The sequence below is a fragment of the Fictibacillus nanhaiensis genome (assembly GCF_049537595.1).
Classification (GTDB): Bacteria; Bacillota; Bacilli; order Bacillales; family Fictibacillaceae; genus Fictibacillus; species Fictibacillus nanhaiensis_F.
Window position 1 is genome coordinate 932,844 of sequence record NZ_JBMULM010000001.1, and the last position, 14,323, is coordinate 947,166.

The window sequence follows — 14,323 nt, forward strand, 5'->3', positions numbered from 1 at the left end:
ACAATGTATTATGATAACAGTGTTTTTTTACAATCCTGTCACAAAATATGCCCAATCATTCGACAAATTTCTTTTTTCGCTTTACATGAAGGGTCAATTTAACGATAATAGAAGCAATATACAATGACAACGTAAGGTGATTCCATGACGATTGAGGAAGTATTGCAAAAAGCGGAGAGCTATCTTTCTAAAGACGACTTAAGCTTTATCACGAAGGCTTATGAATACGCAAGAAATGCACACGAGGGACAATTCCGTAAATCGGGAGAGCCCTATATTCATCATCCTGTTGAAGTAGCAGCCATTCTGGTGAATCTCCAGATGGATCCTGTGACTGTAGCAGCAGGGTTTCTTCATGATGTAGTTGAAGATACACCGATCACACTAAAAGATATTTCCACTCAATTCAACGAAGAAGTGGCGATGCTTGTTGATGGTGTTACGAAGCTGAAGAAGATCAAGTTCAAGTCTAAGGAAGAGCAGCAAGCTGAGAACCATCGGAAGATGTTCGTCGCTATGGCTCAAGATATTCGTTGTATCTTGATCAAGCTGGCTGACCGACTTCATAATATGCGCACATTAAAGCATATGCCAAAAGAAAAACAGATCCAAAAAGCGAATGAGACACTTGAGATCTTCGCTCCGCTTGCCCATCGCCTTGGGATTTCAACGATAAAGTGGGAGCTTGAAGATGTTTCTTTAAGATACCTAAATCCACAGCAATACTACAGAATCGTTAACTTGATGCAGCAAAAGCGTGCGGAACGGGAAGAGTATGTTCATCAAGTGATGGATGAGATGAAGAGCAAACTTAAAGAAGTTAACATTCAAGTTGATATCTCTGGAAGACCGAAGCATATCTATAGCATCTATCGAAAAATGGCTAAGCAAGGTAAGCAGTTCAATGAGATCTATGATCTTTTAGCTGTTCGTATTATCGTTCAGAATATTAAAGATTGCTATGCTGCCCTTGGTATCATCCATACGGCTTATAAGCCGATGCCAGGCCGTTTCAAAGATTATATCGCCATGCCAAAAGCAAATATGTACCAGTCTCTTCATACAACGGTCATCGGACCAAAAGGCGATCCGCTCGAGGTCCAGATCAGAACGTCAGATATGCACCGCGTAGCTGAATACGGGATCGCTGCACACTGGGCATATAAAGAGGGCGCAACGAAAGCCCCTATCAGCTCATTTGAAAATAAATTAACATGGTTCCGTGAAATTCTTGAATGGCAAAACGATGTTGTAGATGCTGAAGAATTTATGGAATCTCTTAAGGTCGATCTTTTTTCTGATATGGTGTTCGTGTTCACTCCTAAGGGAGATGTTTACGAGCTTCCGTCAGGGTCGGTGCCTATTGATTTTGCATACCGCATTCACACTGAGATCGGTAACAGATGTATCGGTGCAAAAGTGAACGGAAAGATGGTCACGTTAGATTATCGTTTGAAAACGGGAGATATTATCGAGATCTTAACGAGCAAACATTCCTACGGACCTAGTCAGGATTGGCTGAAGATCACACAGAGCTCTCATGCGAAAAACAAGATTCGTCAATGGTTTAAACGCGAGAGAAGAGAAGAGAACGTCGCTAAAGGCAAAGAGCTTGTTGAAAAAGAAATTAAGAATCGCGGTTATGATCTGAAAGATATTTTCACGAATGACAACATTCAATACGTTGCTCAAAAGTATAACTTTGCAGGCGAAGAAGATATGTACGCTGCTGTAGGATACAACGGTATAACAGCTGCACAGATTGCCACTCGATTAACGGATAAAGTCCGCCGCAAAAAAGAGCAGGACCCGGATAATTCTGAGCTGCTTGATGCGATAAGAGACTCTGCTGAAAAGCCTGAACCAAAACGCAGAACAGATTCTGGTATTGTGGTTAAAGGCATTGATAACATGCTGATTCGCTTATCTAAATGTTGTAATCCAGTTCCTGGAGATGACATCGTTGGTTATATCACAAAAGGCAGGGGTGTTTCTGTTCACCGTGAGGATTGTGTTAACGTCCACAACGAAGATGCACAAGTACGGCTTTTACCGGTTGAATGGGAAGGTAATCTAGAGCAACCGAAAAATTATAACGTGGACATTGAGATCAACGGATTTGATCGTCGTGGCCTTCTGAATGAGGTCCTGCATGCAGTTGCAGAAACGAAAACAAATATTACAGCCGTTAGCGGCAAGTCAGATCGCAACAAGATGGCAACGATCAGTATGTCGATCTCCATTCACAACGTCAGCCACCTTCAAAAAGTGGTCGAACGAATTAAAAGAATTCCTGACATTTATGCGGTTAGAAGATTGATGCAATAGGAGTTAAGGAAGTGATTCTGCAATGAAAGTAGTATTACAGCGTTCTAAAGAGGCGAAGGTCTTAGTGGATTCTGAAGTAAAAGGCAGAATTGATAAAGGCCTTGTACTCTTAGTTGGTGTTACACATGAAGATACAGAAAAAGATGCGGATTATTTAGCGGAAAAGATCGTAAATCTTCGCATATTTGAAGATGAAAATGAAAAGATGAATCATTCTTTAAAAGATACAGAAGGTAGTATCCTATCTATTTCGCAGTTCACGTTATTCGGTGATACGAAAAAAGGAAGACGCCCAAACTTTATGGATGCGGCTAAACCAGACCATGCGATTACGATGTATGACTATTTTAATAACAAGCTTAAGAGCTTAGGTGTACATGTGGAAACTGGTGTTTTTGGCGCGATGATGGATGTCTCGTTTACGAATGATGGACCGGTAACCTTAATCATGGACTCTAAAAATTAAGATCATGAATGAAACCTTCGCCTTGATGGAAAGACTAAATCAAAAAGGTGGAGGTTTTTTGTATGAGGCAGAACCGGAAAAGCATAGAAGGAATCCCTCAATGGAAGCAGCTGAGCTTTCATGATTTTCTTTCTCTTGAAAAATCAGCAAACACGATGGAACTTGCTGAAGAATTTGGAATGAATCTATATCAAGTGAATCAGTTAAAGAAAAAAATAAAACGCGAAAACTATTGACATCACACCCCATCTAAAAGTATGATAATCTACAATTCCAAAATGAAAACTGATGACGAAGAAAAGTAGCTTTACCCCACAGGGTAAGAGATGAGATACCATGGCTGAAAGTATCTCTCCCTGATGATAAAGTGAAAGACACTTCATAGGTTTTAATTCGAACGGTTAAGTTTTGACCTCAGTAGAGTTACACGTGGGCAATCGTTACTTGCATAAATGAGGAAGCTATTTTTTAGCTTCGAAGCAGGGTGGCACCGCGGGAAATCCCGTCCCTTATGAAATGACAGATTTCATAAGGGACGGGATTTTTTTTATGGTTGTTTTCTAAAATTTTGTACCTTAATGACATTGGTTTCGACTTACTTCTTTGACAAGTTGATTGGAGCGCAAGATGCGAGACTCCTGCGGGATGAGTGGGACAGGTGAGACTCCTAACAGCGCATAGCGCTAGGAGGCTCACCGCACACCCCGCGGAAAGCGAGCATCTGGAGCGGAAATCAACCACTTTCAAAGAACAACAGAATACGCGAGAACAGCCTTTGATTTTAATGAACATGTAAAACGGGAGGATGAATGAAAATGAGTATTAACATTCCAAGGGGAACGAAAGATATACTCCCAGGAGAAGTGGAAAAATGGCAGCTGATCGAACAAAAAGCAAAGGAAGTATCAGCGCGATTCAATTATAAAGAGATTCGAACACCGATTTTTGAGCACACAGACCTTTTCCAACGCGGTGTAGGAGATTCAACAGATATCGTTCAAAAAGAGATGTATACGTTCAATGATCGAGGCGACCGCAGCTTAACTCTTCGACCAGAAGGGACCGCACCTGTAACTCGCTCTTATGTTGAAAACAAAATGTTCGGGTTACCAGGACAGCCTGTAAAACTCTTTTACATCCAACCTATGTTTCGATATGAAAGACCTCAAGCTGGTCGATATCGTCAGTTTGTACAATTCGGTATTGAAGCGATGGGGTCTGCAGATCCTGCCATTGATGCAGAAGTAATTTCACTTGCGATGACGGTTTACCAAGAGCTCGGCCTAAAAAAACTTCGTCTCGTGTTGAATACGTTAGGTGATGCTGAGAGCCGTAAATCTCATAAAGAAGCTTTGATCTCACACTTTGAACCTAGAATCGATGAATTTTGTTCAGATTGTCAAAATCGATTATTGAAGAATCCTTTAAGAATTCTAGATTGCAAAAAAGACCGTGATCATGAACTCATGAAGAGCGCTCCTTCGATTCTTGAACACTTAAACGAAGAATCGAAAACCTATTTTGAAGAAGTGAAGACGAGCTTGGATGCGATGAACATCGATTATGTGATCGATCCTACACTCGTACGTGGACTTGATTATTACAACCACACTGCGTTTGAGATCATGAGTGAGGCTGAAGGGTTCGGGGCCATCACAACACTCAGTGGAGGCGGAAGATACAATGGGCTTGTTGAAGATCTAGGTGGACCAGCTACGCCAAGTATCGGGTTTGCGATGAGCTTAGAACGCTTATTATTAGCACTTGAAGCAGAAGGCATCACTCTTGAAACAGAAGAAGAAATAGATTGTTATGTTGTAGCACTAGGGGATGAAGCCAAGCGGAAATCAGTAGAGATCTTAAGTCAGCTGCGCCAAGCAGGGATTAAAAGTGACAAAGATTATTTAGATAAAAAGATGAAAGCACAATTTAAAGCAGCTGACCGCTTAAAAGCGAAGTTTGTAGCGATCCTTGGTGAAGAAGAACTGTCCAAAGGAATCATCAACGTGAAGGACATGGATTCCGGGGAACAGTCGGAAGTAGCGATCGAGAAGCTGAGCACATATTTAAAGCAAGGGAAATAAGGAGGACACATCTCATGGAATATCGCACACATCAATGCGGAAAGATTACAGAACAATATATCGGTGAAAAAGTGACGATTACAGGTTGGGTACAAAAAAGACGTGACTTAGGCGGATTGATCTTCATCGATCTTCGTGACCGTTCAGGAGTTGTACAGATCGTCTTTTCACCAGAAGTTTCAGCTGAAGCTTTAGAAACGGCTGAAAAAGTAAGAAGTGAATATGTTCTTACGATTACAGGAAAAGTGCTTGAGCGTGACCCAAGCACGGTTAACCCAGCAATGAATACGGGTAAGATTGAAATCACTGGAGAAGAAGTTAAGATTTTAAACAGCGCGAAAACCCCACCTTTCTCCATCAGCGAAGATATGGATATTACAGAAGATATCCGTCTGAAGTATCGCTATCTTGACCTGCGCCGTCCGATCATGCAGGAAACGTTGAAGATGAGACATGAAGTAACTCGTTATATCCGTAACTTCCTTGAGAACGATGAATTTATGGAGATGGAAACACCGATGCTTACGAAGAGCACACCTGAAGGAGCGCGTGACTATTTAGTACCGAGCCGTGTGCACCCAGGAGAATTTTATGCATTGCCGCAATCTCCACAATTATTTAAGCAATTGTTGATGGTTTCAGGTTTCGAAAAATACTACCAGATTGTTCGTTGCTTCAGAGACGAAGATCTGCGAGCAGACCGTCAGCCAGAATTTACTCAAGTGGATATCGAAACTTCTTTCATGGGCCAAGAACCACTTTTAGCTATGATGGAAGAGATGATGACTGGACTTGTAAAAAAAGTAAAAGGTGTAGAGATTCCAAAGCCTTTCCCAAGAATGACGTATAAAGAAGCGATGGACCGTTATGGTTCAGATAAGCCGGATACGCGTTTCGGTCTTGAACTGATCAACGTCTCAGAAATCGTTAAGGAATCTGGATTTAAAGTATTTGCAGCAGCAGTTGAGAACGGTGGTCAAGTAAAAGCGATCAACGTTAAAGGAAAAGCAGCAAATTATTCTAGAAAAGATATTGATGGACTGACTGAATTCACTGCTCGATATGGAGCAAAAGGCCTTGCTTGGATGAAAGTAGAAGCTGAAGGATTAAAAGGACCTATTTCAAAGTTCTTTAATGAAGAAGATTCAGCTAACTTAACGAACGCACTACAAGCAGAAGAAGGCGATCTGTTGTTGTTTGAAGCAGACAAGCCCTCCGTTGTAGCAGACAGCTTAGGTGCGTTAAGACAAAAGCTAGCAAAAGATTTAGATCTGATTGATCAATCAAAATACAATTTCTTGTGGGTCGTTGATTTCCCACTTGTTGAATACGATGAGGATGCAGACCGTTTTGTGGCGCTTCACCATCCATTCACGATGCCAAAGACAGAAGACCTTCACTTAATGGATACCAACCCTGCTGAAGTAAGAGCACAAGCATACGACTTAGTTCTCAACGGTTATGAACTTGGCGGAGGATCTCAGCGTATCTACCAACGTGACGTTCAAGAAAAAATGTTTAAAACATTAGGATTCACTGAGGAAGCAGCACGTGAGGAGTTCGGATTCCTTTTAGAGGCTTTTGAATATGGAACGCCTCCACATGGTGGAATTGCGCTAGGGCTTGATCGTATGGTGATGTTACTAGCTGGAAGAAGTAATTTAAGAGACACGATTGCTTTCCCGAAAACAGCTTCCGCATCTTGTTTACTGACGAATGCACCATCTGCTGTAAACGAAAAGCAGCTTGATGAACTTCACCTATCTGTAAAAGTGAAACAAGAAACCAAGTAAGTGAATATTTAGAAAAATACGAATCGTTTTATAAAGAGACACATTTTGTCTTGTATTTGATTTATTCGTGTGATAGTATGAATTTAAGCGATGGGTCCTATGGTGACCGTTAACAACCCGAAGTTTTGAGCCAACATTAAGTATTAGGGAGTTTGTGTTTTCGCACAGCGTCCATGCCCTGAAAGCTAGGGGACGGACAAAATGCGAAACAGGGCACCCACCTGCGAGAGCAGGTTCAAAACTAAGGGGATACGGCATTTTTGGGGCTCATTTTTTTGTGCGAAAAAAACCAAGTAAGCATATTGATTTTGTTTTCAAAAGTGGATATGCTGATAAAGATGCATTTTCTTTATTTTACGTGCACGTTTGAAAGGAGATTTCACTAATATGCTTTATCAGTTCTCAAGAAATGAACTTGCCATTGGAAAAGATGGAATAGACGTCTTAAAAAACTCAACTGTTGCTGTGCTTGGAATCGGAGGAGTGGGCTCCTTTTCAGCTGAAGCACTAGCTCGATCTGGAGTTGGAAGACTAATCCTTATCGATAAAGATGATGTCGATATCACGAACGTGAATCGTCAAATACATGCACTTGTGAATACCGTTGGGCAGCCAAAGGTAGATCTTATGAAAGAAAGAATCGCCCTTATTAATCCAGAGTGTGAAGTTATCGCTCTTAAGATGTTCTATACAGAAGAAACATATGAACAAATTTTTGAATATGGACTTGATTTTGTAGTAGATGCATCGGATACGATCTCCTATAAGATCCACCTCATGAAAGAATGTTTAAACCGCAAAATACCAATTATCTCGAGTATGGGTGTGGCGAACAAACTGGATCCAACACGTCTTCAAATCGTTGATATCTCTAAGACTAGCTATGACCCAATCGCTAAGGTCATCCGACAGCGTCTCAGAAAAGAAGGAATCACAAAAGGAATCCCTGTTGTATTCTCAGATGAAAAGCCAATCCAGATCCGCGAAGAGATTCGAAAAGAGATCGTACCTGAGAACGCTCCTGGCATTCGAAAAGCGAAGTTGCCACCATCTTCAAACGCATTTGTACCATCTGTTTCAGGACTTTACATGGCAGGTTACGTGATCAACAAAATCATTGAAGATAATAATATAAAGATCGAAAGAATCCGTTAATTTGATGAAAAAGGGTTTTGACTGTTCTAAAGTCAGGACTTTTTTTTCGTCTATTCTTGAGTGTTTGAATACTTATAACTGTTAGTGTGAGGACTTGTACTTACCAGTAGCACGGAGTGAAGAAATGTTTTTCTCAAATGAACAATCGTAATTATTACAATGGAATCTCCACCAATTACGGGGTAACTTTGAAATACATCCGAGTATAACCTAAATAATTCCGCAGATAAAATAATTTATCCGTTTTTTGGGGCGTAAAACTCCACAAAAAAGATGACTCGTGGGCTAAACCCTATGAGTCATCTAAATTTATTTTGCTAGTTTTTCTAGATTTCCGTTCTTATCCATACGGAAGGTAACGTTCGGATTTGTATCTTCATCTTGAAACAGTACCATTTTTCTTGCGCGATCCATGATCTGGATCAGAGCTTGATAATCTTCCTGAACCGTTTGGTGCTCTTTCTCAAGAACGGTAAGCTGATCTTTCATCACTTTGTTCTGCTGCATCAACTCGTTCATCTGAAGACGAAGTTCCATGTTTTCTTGAACGAGTTTGCCGCTCGACATGCCGTTTCGCTTTAAACCATTCAGAAAATCTATGACTTCATCAAGTGTAAGACTATGTTCATTACTAGCTTGTGAAGCTTGACGATAGGCGATCGGTGTTGATGGCTGTTGTGATCCTTGTAAGCTCGTAACTTCTGGTGCTTCTGCTTCAGTTTGCTGTACAAAACTTGGTTGTTCTAAAACTGCGGGTGACGAAGCAACTGGAGCTGGTGCTGCTGTGTTTCTTTCATACGAAAAAGGTGTTCTGAAGAACTCTTCTGGATGATAGGTTTCATCATCGTGCATCTTTGGCGTATTATTTAACGTCTGCACAGGTTTAGCTGCAGGCTTCGACTGTTGTTGCTGTTGTGATCTCGCTAGCGCACGCTGCCGTTCTTTTCTTTGCTTTTTAGCAATCTTTAATGCTTGTTCGTATTTTTTTCTCACGATTGCATTCCATCTAAATCCAACTGCTGCACTCGTACGCTCTAATTTATCTCCTACCTCTTCAAAAGCATGTAACTGTGTACTTCCTTCACGCACATGACGTAAGACCGTTTCGGCAAGCAATAGATCGTCTTCTTCTGACCAGGCGTCCTGTCTGAGTTTTGACACGGTAATCCTCTCCTTAGCTACAAAAATATTCATTTGATATTTTCATGTTTACCAATCAGAGAGAATCCTATACACACATCTGAAGAACTTTTGCTAGTTTGCTAAGTTATCAAGTCTCATAGATTTACCTTCCCTTTTGCTTACGATCATTAAAATAGTCGAGACGTTTCTTAAGATTCTTTTCAAAGCCACGTTCAGTAGGTTCGTAAAACGTTTTACCCTGCAGATGCTTCGGTAAATATTCTTGTGGTACATACCCATCTTCAAAATTATGTGGATATTTATAGTCCTCACCATGTTGAAGTTGTTTCGCTCCTTTATAATGAGCATCACGAAGATGGATCGGGACGAGACCTGTTTTTTCTTTTTTGACTGCATCAAGTGCTTTATCAATTCCTGTTATCACTTTGTTGCTTTTAGGAGCAGTTGCTAAGTAAAGCGTAGCTTCTGCAAGTGGAATTCGAGCTTCAGGCATCCCGATAAAATCAGCAGCATAACTAGCAGCATGCGCAACAAGCAATGCGTTCGGATCAGCGAGACCGACATCTTCTGCTGCATGAACGAGTAATCGGCGCGCAATAAAACGAGGATCCTCGCCAGCATAAATCATTTTAGCAAGCCAGTATAGAGCGGCATCTGGGTCTGAACCACGTATGCTTTTAATAAAAGCAGAGACTGTATCATAATGGTTGTCTCCTTTTTTATCATATTGAAGAACTCTTTGTTGAATGGATTCTTCAGCGATTTCTAATGTGATCGTAATGTTTCCGTCTTTGTCTGGTTTCGTCGTTAACACAGCAAGTTCCACCGCATTAAGTGCTGTCCTTGCATCTCCGTTCGCAATAGACACAATATGATCGATTGCTTCTTTTTTCATAGAAATCGGATGTTTGCCATATCCTCTTTCTGTATCAGAAAGAGCTTGCTGGATCACTTTTGAAATGTGTTCATCTGTTAGTGGTTCAAAGCGAAACAACCGAGATCTTGATAAGAGAGCGGGGTTGATCTCGAACATAGGGCTCTCTGTTGTTGCACCGATTAAGATAACAGATCCGTCTTCTACATATGGAAGGAGAGCGTCTTGCTGACTTTTGTTAAAACGATGGATCTCGTCAATAAAGAGCACTGTCTTTTTTTCTTCTAATAACAGGCGTTCTCTAGCAGCTCCCATAATGACCTTTAGATCAGCGACTCCTGACGTAACCGCATTAAGTTGTTCAAACCATGCAGATGTGGAATTCGCAATGATTTTGGCTAATGTTGTTTTACCTGTGCCAGGAGGTCCAAAAAAAATCATCGGTGTGAGTTGATCGGCTTCTATTGCCCGTCTCAACAGCTTTCCTTCTCCAGCTATATGCTCTTGGCCGATAAATTCCGTTATTTTTCTTGGACGCATTCGGTTGGCAAGAGGTCTTTTTAATGAATGGGAGCTTTCGTCTTTGTAAGAAAACAAGTCCATTACAATCATCCTTCCGCACACTTGTTCTAATCGTCATATGACAATACTATACAATAGTACATCATGCAAGTTGAAATGATTTCATGCTATAATAAGCTTTAGATTTATGGAATTAACCAAATTGAGACAACTTAATAGGGAAGGATTTTGCATAGTGAAAGACCAAAAGCATTCAAGATGGAACAAATTTTTGTTTCAGTGGTCTGTATTTTTTATTGGATTATTTATTATGGCTTTCGGAATCGCGCTTATGATTAAGGCAGACCTCGGAAGTGCTCCGTGGGATGTTCTTCATATCGGACTGTTTGCACAGTTTGGGCTTTCCATAGGCACATGGTCGATCATAATGGGATTCTTCGTCATCTTAGCTACATCCTTATTAACTAAAAAGAAACCTCAATCAGGTGCATTTTTAAATATGGTGTCTGTTGGTTTGTTTATTGACTTTTATTTATGGCTTCCTTTTTTTCATGATCCTGTTACAGGTTTTGGGAAATGGATGTTCTTAATCATCGGAATCTTAATTTTAGGTTTTGGAATTGGGCTATATATATCATCAGACTGCGGTGCAGGACCAAGAGATAGTCTGATGCTCGCTCTTACAGAAAAATCAGGGATGAAAGTTTCAAATATTCGACTCTTAATGGAATTTGTTGTTCTGTTTTTTGGTTGGATGTTAAAAGGACCCGTTTCGTTCGGAACGATCCTTTTTTGTGTAACGATAGGAGCAATCGTAGGCAGGACCCTTCCGTATTGCCAAAAATTAGTGAAGTTTGTTTTAGAACGGAGTGAAGAATATGAAGATATCAACAAAAGGTCGGTACGGATTAACCATCATGATGGCATTAGCAAAGAGATCAGGTGAAGGTCCGATCGCATTGAAATTAATCGCAAAAGAATATAGTCTATCTGAACATTATTTAGAGCAGCTTATCGCCCCGCTCAGAAATGCAGGACTTGTAAAAAGTATCAGGGGTGCGTATGGTGGGTACATGCTGGCAAAAGAAGCATCCACGATTACTGCTGGAGATATCATCCGAGTGCTTGAAGGACCGATCTCTCCCGTTGAAGTATTGGATGATGAAGAGCCAGCGAAAAGAAATCTTTGGATTAAAATTAGAGATGCTGTAAAAGATGTATTAGATTCTACAACACTCGAAGATTTGGCGAACTATGAAGATGAGGGCGCACAGGACGCTTACATGTTTTATATATAGGAAGGAAATGAGCAATGAAAAACGTTTATTTAGATCACGCTGCAACCTCTCCTGTTCATCCTGAAGTCATAGAAGAAATGATTCCTTTTCTAACTGAACATTTTGGGAATCCTTCTAGCATCCATCAATACGGACGACAGACTCGCAAAGCTCTTGATGATGCGAGAACCATGATTGCAACTTCTATAGGCGCTTCACGTAATGAAATCATTTTCACAAGCGGTGGTACAGAAAGTGATAACCTTGCTATTCTTGGCACAGTCTCTGCTCTAGAGAAGAAAGGAAAGCATGTTATTACATCAGAAATAGAACATCATGCTGTACTTCATACCTTTCATGAGCTTGAAAAGAGAGGTTACGATGTAACTTACTTGTCCGTTGATGAGGAAGGTAGAATTTCATTAGACGAACTGAAAAGATCTCTAAGAGAAGATACGATTCTCGTTTCGATCATGTATTGCAACAATGAAACAGGGACAACACAAGACATAAAAGAAATCGGTAGTATGTTAAAGGAAAAAGACATTTTGTTTCATACCGATGCGGTGCAGGCTTATGGCTTGATCTCGATCGATGTAAATGAACTGAACATTGATCTGTTAAGTGCTTCTGGTCATAAGATCAATAGCCCAAAAGGAACAGGATTTCTTTTTGTGAAAGAGGGCGTTCCTTTTCTTCCTCAAGGTTTCGGCGGCGAGCAAGAGCGTAAGCGCCGTGCTGGAACAGAAAATGTAGCAGGAATCGCTGCTTTACGAAAAGCAGCATCCATCGCAGAAAAGGAAAGAGAAGAACGCTTCGGCCAATACATGACGTTTAGAGATACGATGAAAAGAATATGGCAAGAAGAAGAGGTATCTTTCATCGAAAATGGAAGTTCTGATCATTTTCTTCCGCATATTTTAAACGTTAGCTTTCACGGTGTTAAAACAGAAGTGCTCTTAGTCAACCTGGATCTAGCAGGTATCGCAGCTTCCAGCGGATCAGCTTGTACGGCGGGCTCACACGAACCTTCACATGTTCTAAAAGCGATGTTTGGTAATGATGATCGTACGAAATCTTCTGTTCGTTTTAGCTTTGGTCTAGGCAATAAATTAGAAGATATTGAATACGCTGCCCATGAGACAGCAAAAATCGTGAAACGTTTAGCAAAATAAGTTACAATGTTTGTCATATGAATGAAATGAGGTGGACACGATGCAAACAGAATCAAACAAAAAGGCACCTCAAGATACACGAGTAGTTATTGGAATGAGCGGTGGTGTGGATTCTTCCGTTGCCGCACTTTTACTGAAAGAGCAAGGCTATGATGTGATCGGAATCTTTATGAAAAACTGGGATGATACCGATGAGAATGGCGTATGCACAGCAACAGAAGATTACAACGATGTGATTGCGGTCTGCAACCAGATCGGCATTCCATATTACGCGGTGAATTTTGAAAAAGAATACTGGGATAAAGTATTCACGTACTTTTTGGAAGAATATAAAGCAGGACGAACACCTAATCCTGATGTGATGTGCAACAAGGAGATCAAGTTTAAAGCCTTCTTAGAGCACGCCATGAACTTAGGTGCAGATTATGTAGCTACTGGCCATTATGCACGTGTGGCTGAAATAGATGGAGAAGTTAAGATGCTTCGAGGCGTTGATGAGAATAAGGACCAAACTTATTTTCTTAACCAGCTTTCTCAAGAACAATTACGTCGTGTGTTGTTTCCGATTGGTGAGTTAAAGAAGCCTGAAATCCGTAAAATTGCAGAGGCAGCTGGACTTGCGACAGCTAAGAAGAAAGATTCAACAGGAATCTGTTTTATTGGAGAAAGAGACTTTAAAGAATTCTTAAGTCAGTATCTCCCTGCAAAGCCTGGTGAGATGCAAACGTTTGAAGGCGAAGTTAAGGGCAAGCATGATGGATTGATGTACCATACGATCGGGCAGCGTCACGGTCTTGGAATCGGTGGAAGCGGAGATCCTTGGTTTGTTGTCGGTAAGAACTTAAAAGACAACATATTGTATGTCGAACAAGGATTTCACAATGAAAAACTTTACTCTGATAGCTTGAAAGCTGTAAAAGCAGGATTTGTTTCTGATAGACCGCTACCTGCTACTTTTCAGTGTACGGCGAAGTTCAGATACCGTCAGCCTGACATGGGTGTAACTGTTCATGTGATGGAGGACGAAACGCTACATGTAGTCTTTGATGAAGCACAACGTGCGATCACACCGGGACAAGCTGTCGTGTTCTACGATGGAGATGTTTGTCTAGGCGGAGCAACGATCGATACAGTCTACAAAAATGACGAAGAGATCACCTATCTATAAAAGAATGTGGAAAAACTGGCTTACTAGGGCGTCAAATTGCCTAAGGGAGCCAGTTTTTTTGCGTTAATGAAGATATGGTGCTCATGCAGCGGCATATCTATGCTCGCTGCATGAGCGATTCCAGAGATTTATGAGCGATTCCAGAGATTTATGAGCGATTCCAGAGATTTATGAGCGATTCCAGAGATTTATGAGCGATTCCAGAGATTTATGAGCGATTCCGGAGATTTATGAGCGATTCCAGAGATTTATGAGCGATTCCAGAGATTTATGAGCGATTCAGAGAGTTTGAACGAACTATCCAGAAGGGGAATCCACAAAAAATTATGCGCCAGCTA

12 protein-coding genes, 1 other RNA gene and 1 other annotated feature are annotated in these 14,323 nt (G+C 40.9%); of the genes, 11 read left to right on the forward strand and 2 right to left on the reverse strand.

All coding sequences use genetic code 11. The features are described from left to right. The first annotated feature begins 144 nt into the window (after positions 1-144). The 7 genes from ACOZ9X_RS04565 to ACOZ9X_RS04595 all read left to right on the forward strand — a co-directional run bounded on the left by ACOZ9X_RS04565 (position 145) and on the right by ACOZ9X_RS04595 (position 7,826). Complete coding sequence (locus ACOZ9X_RS04565; RefSeq protein WP_423417187.1) at positions 145-2,328, forward strand: RelA/SpoT family protein; 2,184 nt, start codon at positions 145-147, stop codon at positions 2,326-2,328. A 22-nt stretch (positions 2,329-2,350) separates the two neighbouring features. Then, on the forward strand, positions 2,351-2,794 hold the full coding sequence (dtd, locus tag ACOZ9X_RS04570) for a D-aminoacyl-tRNA deacylase (protein ID WP_423417188.1): 444 nt from the start codon (positions 2,351-2,353) through the stop codon (positions 2,792-2,794). Between the two features lie 62 nt (positions 2,795-2,856). Then, complete coding sequence (locus tag ACOZ9X_RS04575; protein WP_423417189.1) at positions 2,857-3,030, forward strand: hypothetical protein; 174 nt, start codon at positions 2,857-2,859, stop codon at positions 3,028-3,030. A 43-nt stretch (positions 3,031-3,073) separates the two neighbouring features. Further along, positions 3,074-3,307: a binding site (T-box leader), on the forward strand. A 302-nt stretch (positions 3,308-3,609) separates the two neighbouring features. Then, positions 3,610-4,878, forward strand: a complete 1,269-nt coding sequence (hisS, locus tag ACOZ9X_RS04580; protein ID WP_423417190.1) for a histidine--tRNA ligase — start codon at positions 3,610-3,612, stop codon at positions 4,876-4,878. Between the two features lie 14 nt (positions 4,879-4,892). Further along, a complete protein-coding gene (aspS, locus tag ACOZ9X_RS04585; RefSeq protein ID WP_423417191.1) occupies positions 4,893-6,671 on the forward strand; it encodes an aspartate--tRNA ligase in 1,779 nt (592 codons plus the stop codon). Between the two features lie 91 nt (positions 6,672-6,762). Then, positions 6,763-6,942: non-coding RNA, 6S RNA (ssrS, locus tag ACOZ9X_RS04590), on the forward strand. A 116-nt stretch (positions 6,943-7,058) separates the two neighbouring features. Continuing rightward, positions 7,059-7,826: a tRNA threonylcarbamoyladenosine dehydratase gene (locus tag ACOZ9X_RS04595; protein ID WP_423417192.1), complete on the forward strand. Its 768-nt coding sequence runs from the start codon at positions 7,059-7,061 to the stop codon at positions 7,824-7,826. Positions 7,827-8,135: 309 nt separating this feature from the next. Here ACOZ9X_RS04595 and ACOZ9X_RS04600 read toward each other — a convergent pair whose 3' ends face one another. Then, positions 8,136-8,987 (reverse strand): RsfA family transcriptional regulator, encoded by an 852-nt coding sequence (locus tag ACOZ9X_RS04600; RefSeq protein WP_423417193.1) that lies wholly within the window; start codon positions 8,985-8,987, stop codon positions 8,136-8,138. Positions 8,988-9,111: 124 nt separating this feature from the next. Further along, positions 9,112-10,446 carry an AAA family ATPase gene (locus ACOZ9X_RS04605; RefSeq protein ID WP_423417194.1) on the reverse strand — a complete coding sequence of 445 codons (1,335 nt, stop codon included), beginning with the start codon at positions 10,444-10,446 and terminating at the stop codon, positions 9,112-9,114. Between the two features lie 154 nt (positions 10,447-10,600). Here ACOZ9X_RS04605 and ACOZ9X_RS04610 point away from each other — a divergent pair, with 154 nt between their 5' ends. The 4 genes from ACOZ9X_RS04610 to mnmA are packed head-to-tail and all read left to right on the forward strand — an operon-like array spanning position 10,601 to position 13,985. Further along, the gene (locus ACOZ9X_RS04610; RefSeq protein ID WP_423417195.1) at positions 10,601-11,311 is read left to right on the forward strand and encodes a YczE/YyaS/YitT family protein; all 711 of its coding nucleotides are present in this window, start codon (positions 10,601-10,603) and stop codon (positions 11,309-11,311) included. Further along, entirely contained in the window at positions 11,244-11,663 is a 420-nt protein-coding gene (gene cymR / locus ACOZ9X_RS04615; RefSeq protein ID WP_144698865.1) for a cysteine metabolism transcriptional regulator CymR, read from the forward strand. The genes ACOZ9X_RS04610 and cymR overlap by 68 nt, the downstream gene beginning before the upstream one ends. A 14-nt stretch (positions 11,664-11,677) precedes the next feature. After that, complete coding sequence (locus ACOZ9X_RS04620; protein ID WP_423417196.1) at positions 11,678-12,817, forward strand: cysteine desulfurase family protein; 1,140 nt, start codon at positions 11,678-11,680, stop codon at positions 12,815-12,817. Between the two features lie 40 nt (positions 12,818-12,857). Then, on the forward strand, positions 12,858-13,985 hold the full coding sequence (gene mnmA, locus ACOZ9X_RS04625; RefSeq protein ID WP_423417197.1) for a tRNA 2-thiouridine(34) synthase MnmA: 1,128 nt from the start codon (positions 12,858-12,860) through the stop codon (positions 13,983-13,985). The last annotated feature ends 338 nt before the right edge of the window (positions 13,986-14,323 follow it).

Bases quoted from the DNA above. Each gene is read 5' to 3' on its own strand.
- ACOZ9X_RS04565 (WP_423417187.1), top strand. From the start codon at position 145: ATGACGATTGAGGAAGTATTGCAAAAAGCGGAGAGCTATCTTTCTAAA.
- dtd (WP_423417188.1), top strand. From the start codon at position 2,351: ATGAAAGTAGTATTACAGCGTTCTAAAGAGGCGAAGGTCTTAGTGGAT.
- ACOZ9X_RS04575 (WP_423417189.1), top strand. From the start codon at position 2,857: ATGAGGCAGAACCGGAAAAGCATAGAAGGAATCCCTCAATGGAAGCAG.
- hisS (WP_423417190.1), top strand. From the start codon at position 3,610: ATGAGTATTAACATTCCAAGGGGAACGAAAGATATACTCCCAGGAGAA.
- aspS (WP_423417191.1), top strand. From the start codon at position 4,893: ATGGAATATCGCACACATCAATGCGGAAAGATTACAGAACAATATATC.
- ACOZ9X_RS04595 (WP_423417192.1), top strand. From the start codon at position 7,059: ATGCTTTATCAGTTCTCAAGAAATGAACTTGCCATTGGAAAAGATGGA.
- ACOZ9X_RS04605 (WP_423417194.1), bottom strand. From the start codon at position 10,446: ATGGACTTGTTTTCTTACAAAGACGAAAGCTCCCATTCATTAAAAAGA.
- cymR (WP_144698865.1), top strand. From the start codon at position 11,244: ATGAAGATATCAACAAAAGGTCGGTACGGATTAACCATCATGATGGCA.
- ACOZ9X_RS04620 (WP_423417196.1), top strand. From the start codon at position 11,678: ATGAAAAACGTTTATTTAGATCACGCTGCAACCTCTCCTGTTCATCCT.
- mnmA (WP_423417197.1), top strand. From the start codon at position 12,858: ATGCAAACAGAATCAAACAAAAAGGCACCTCAAGATACACGAGTAGTT.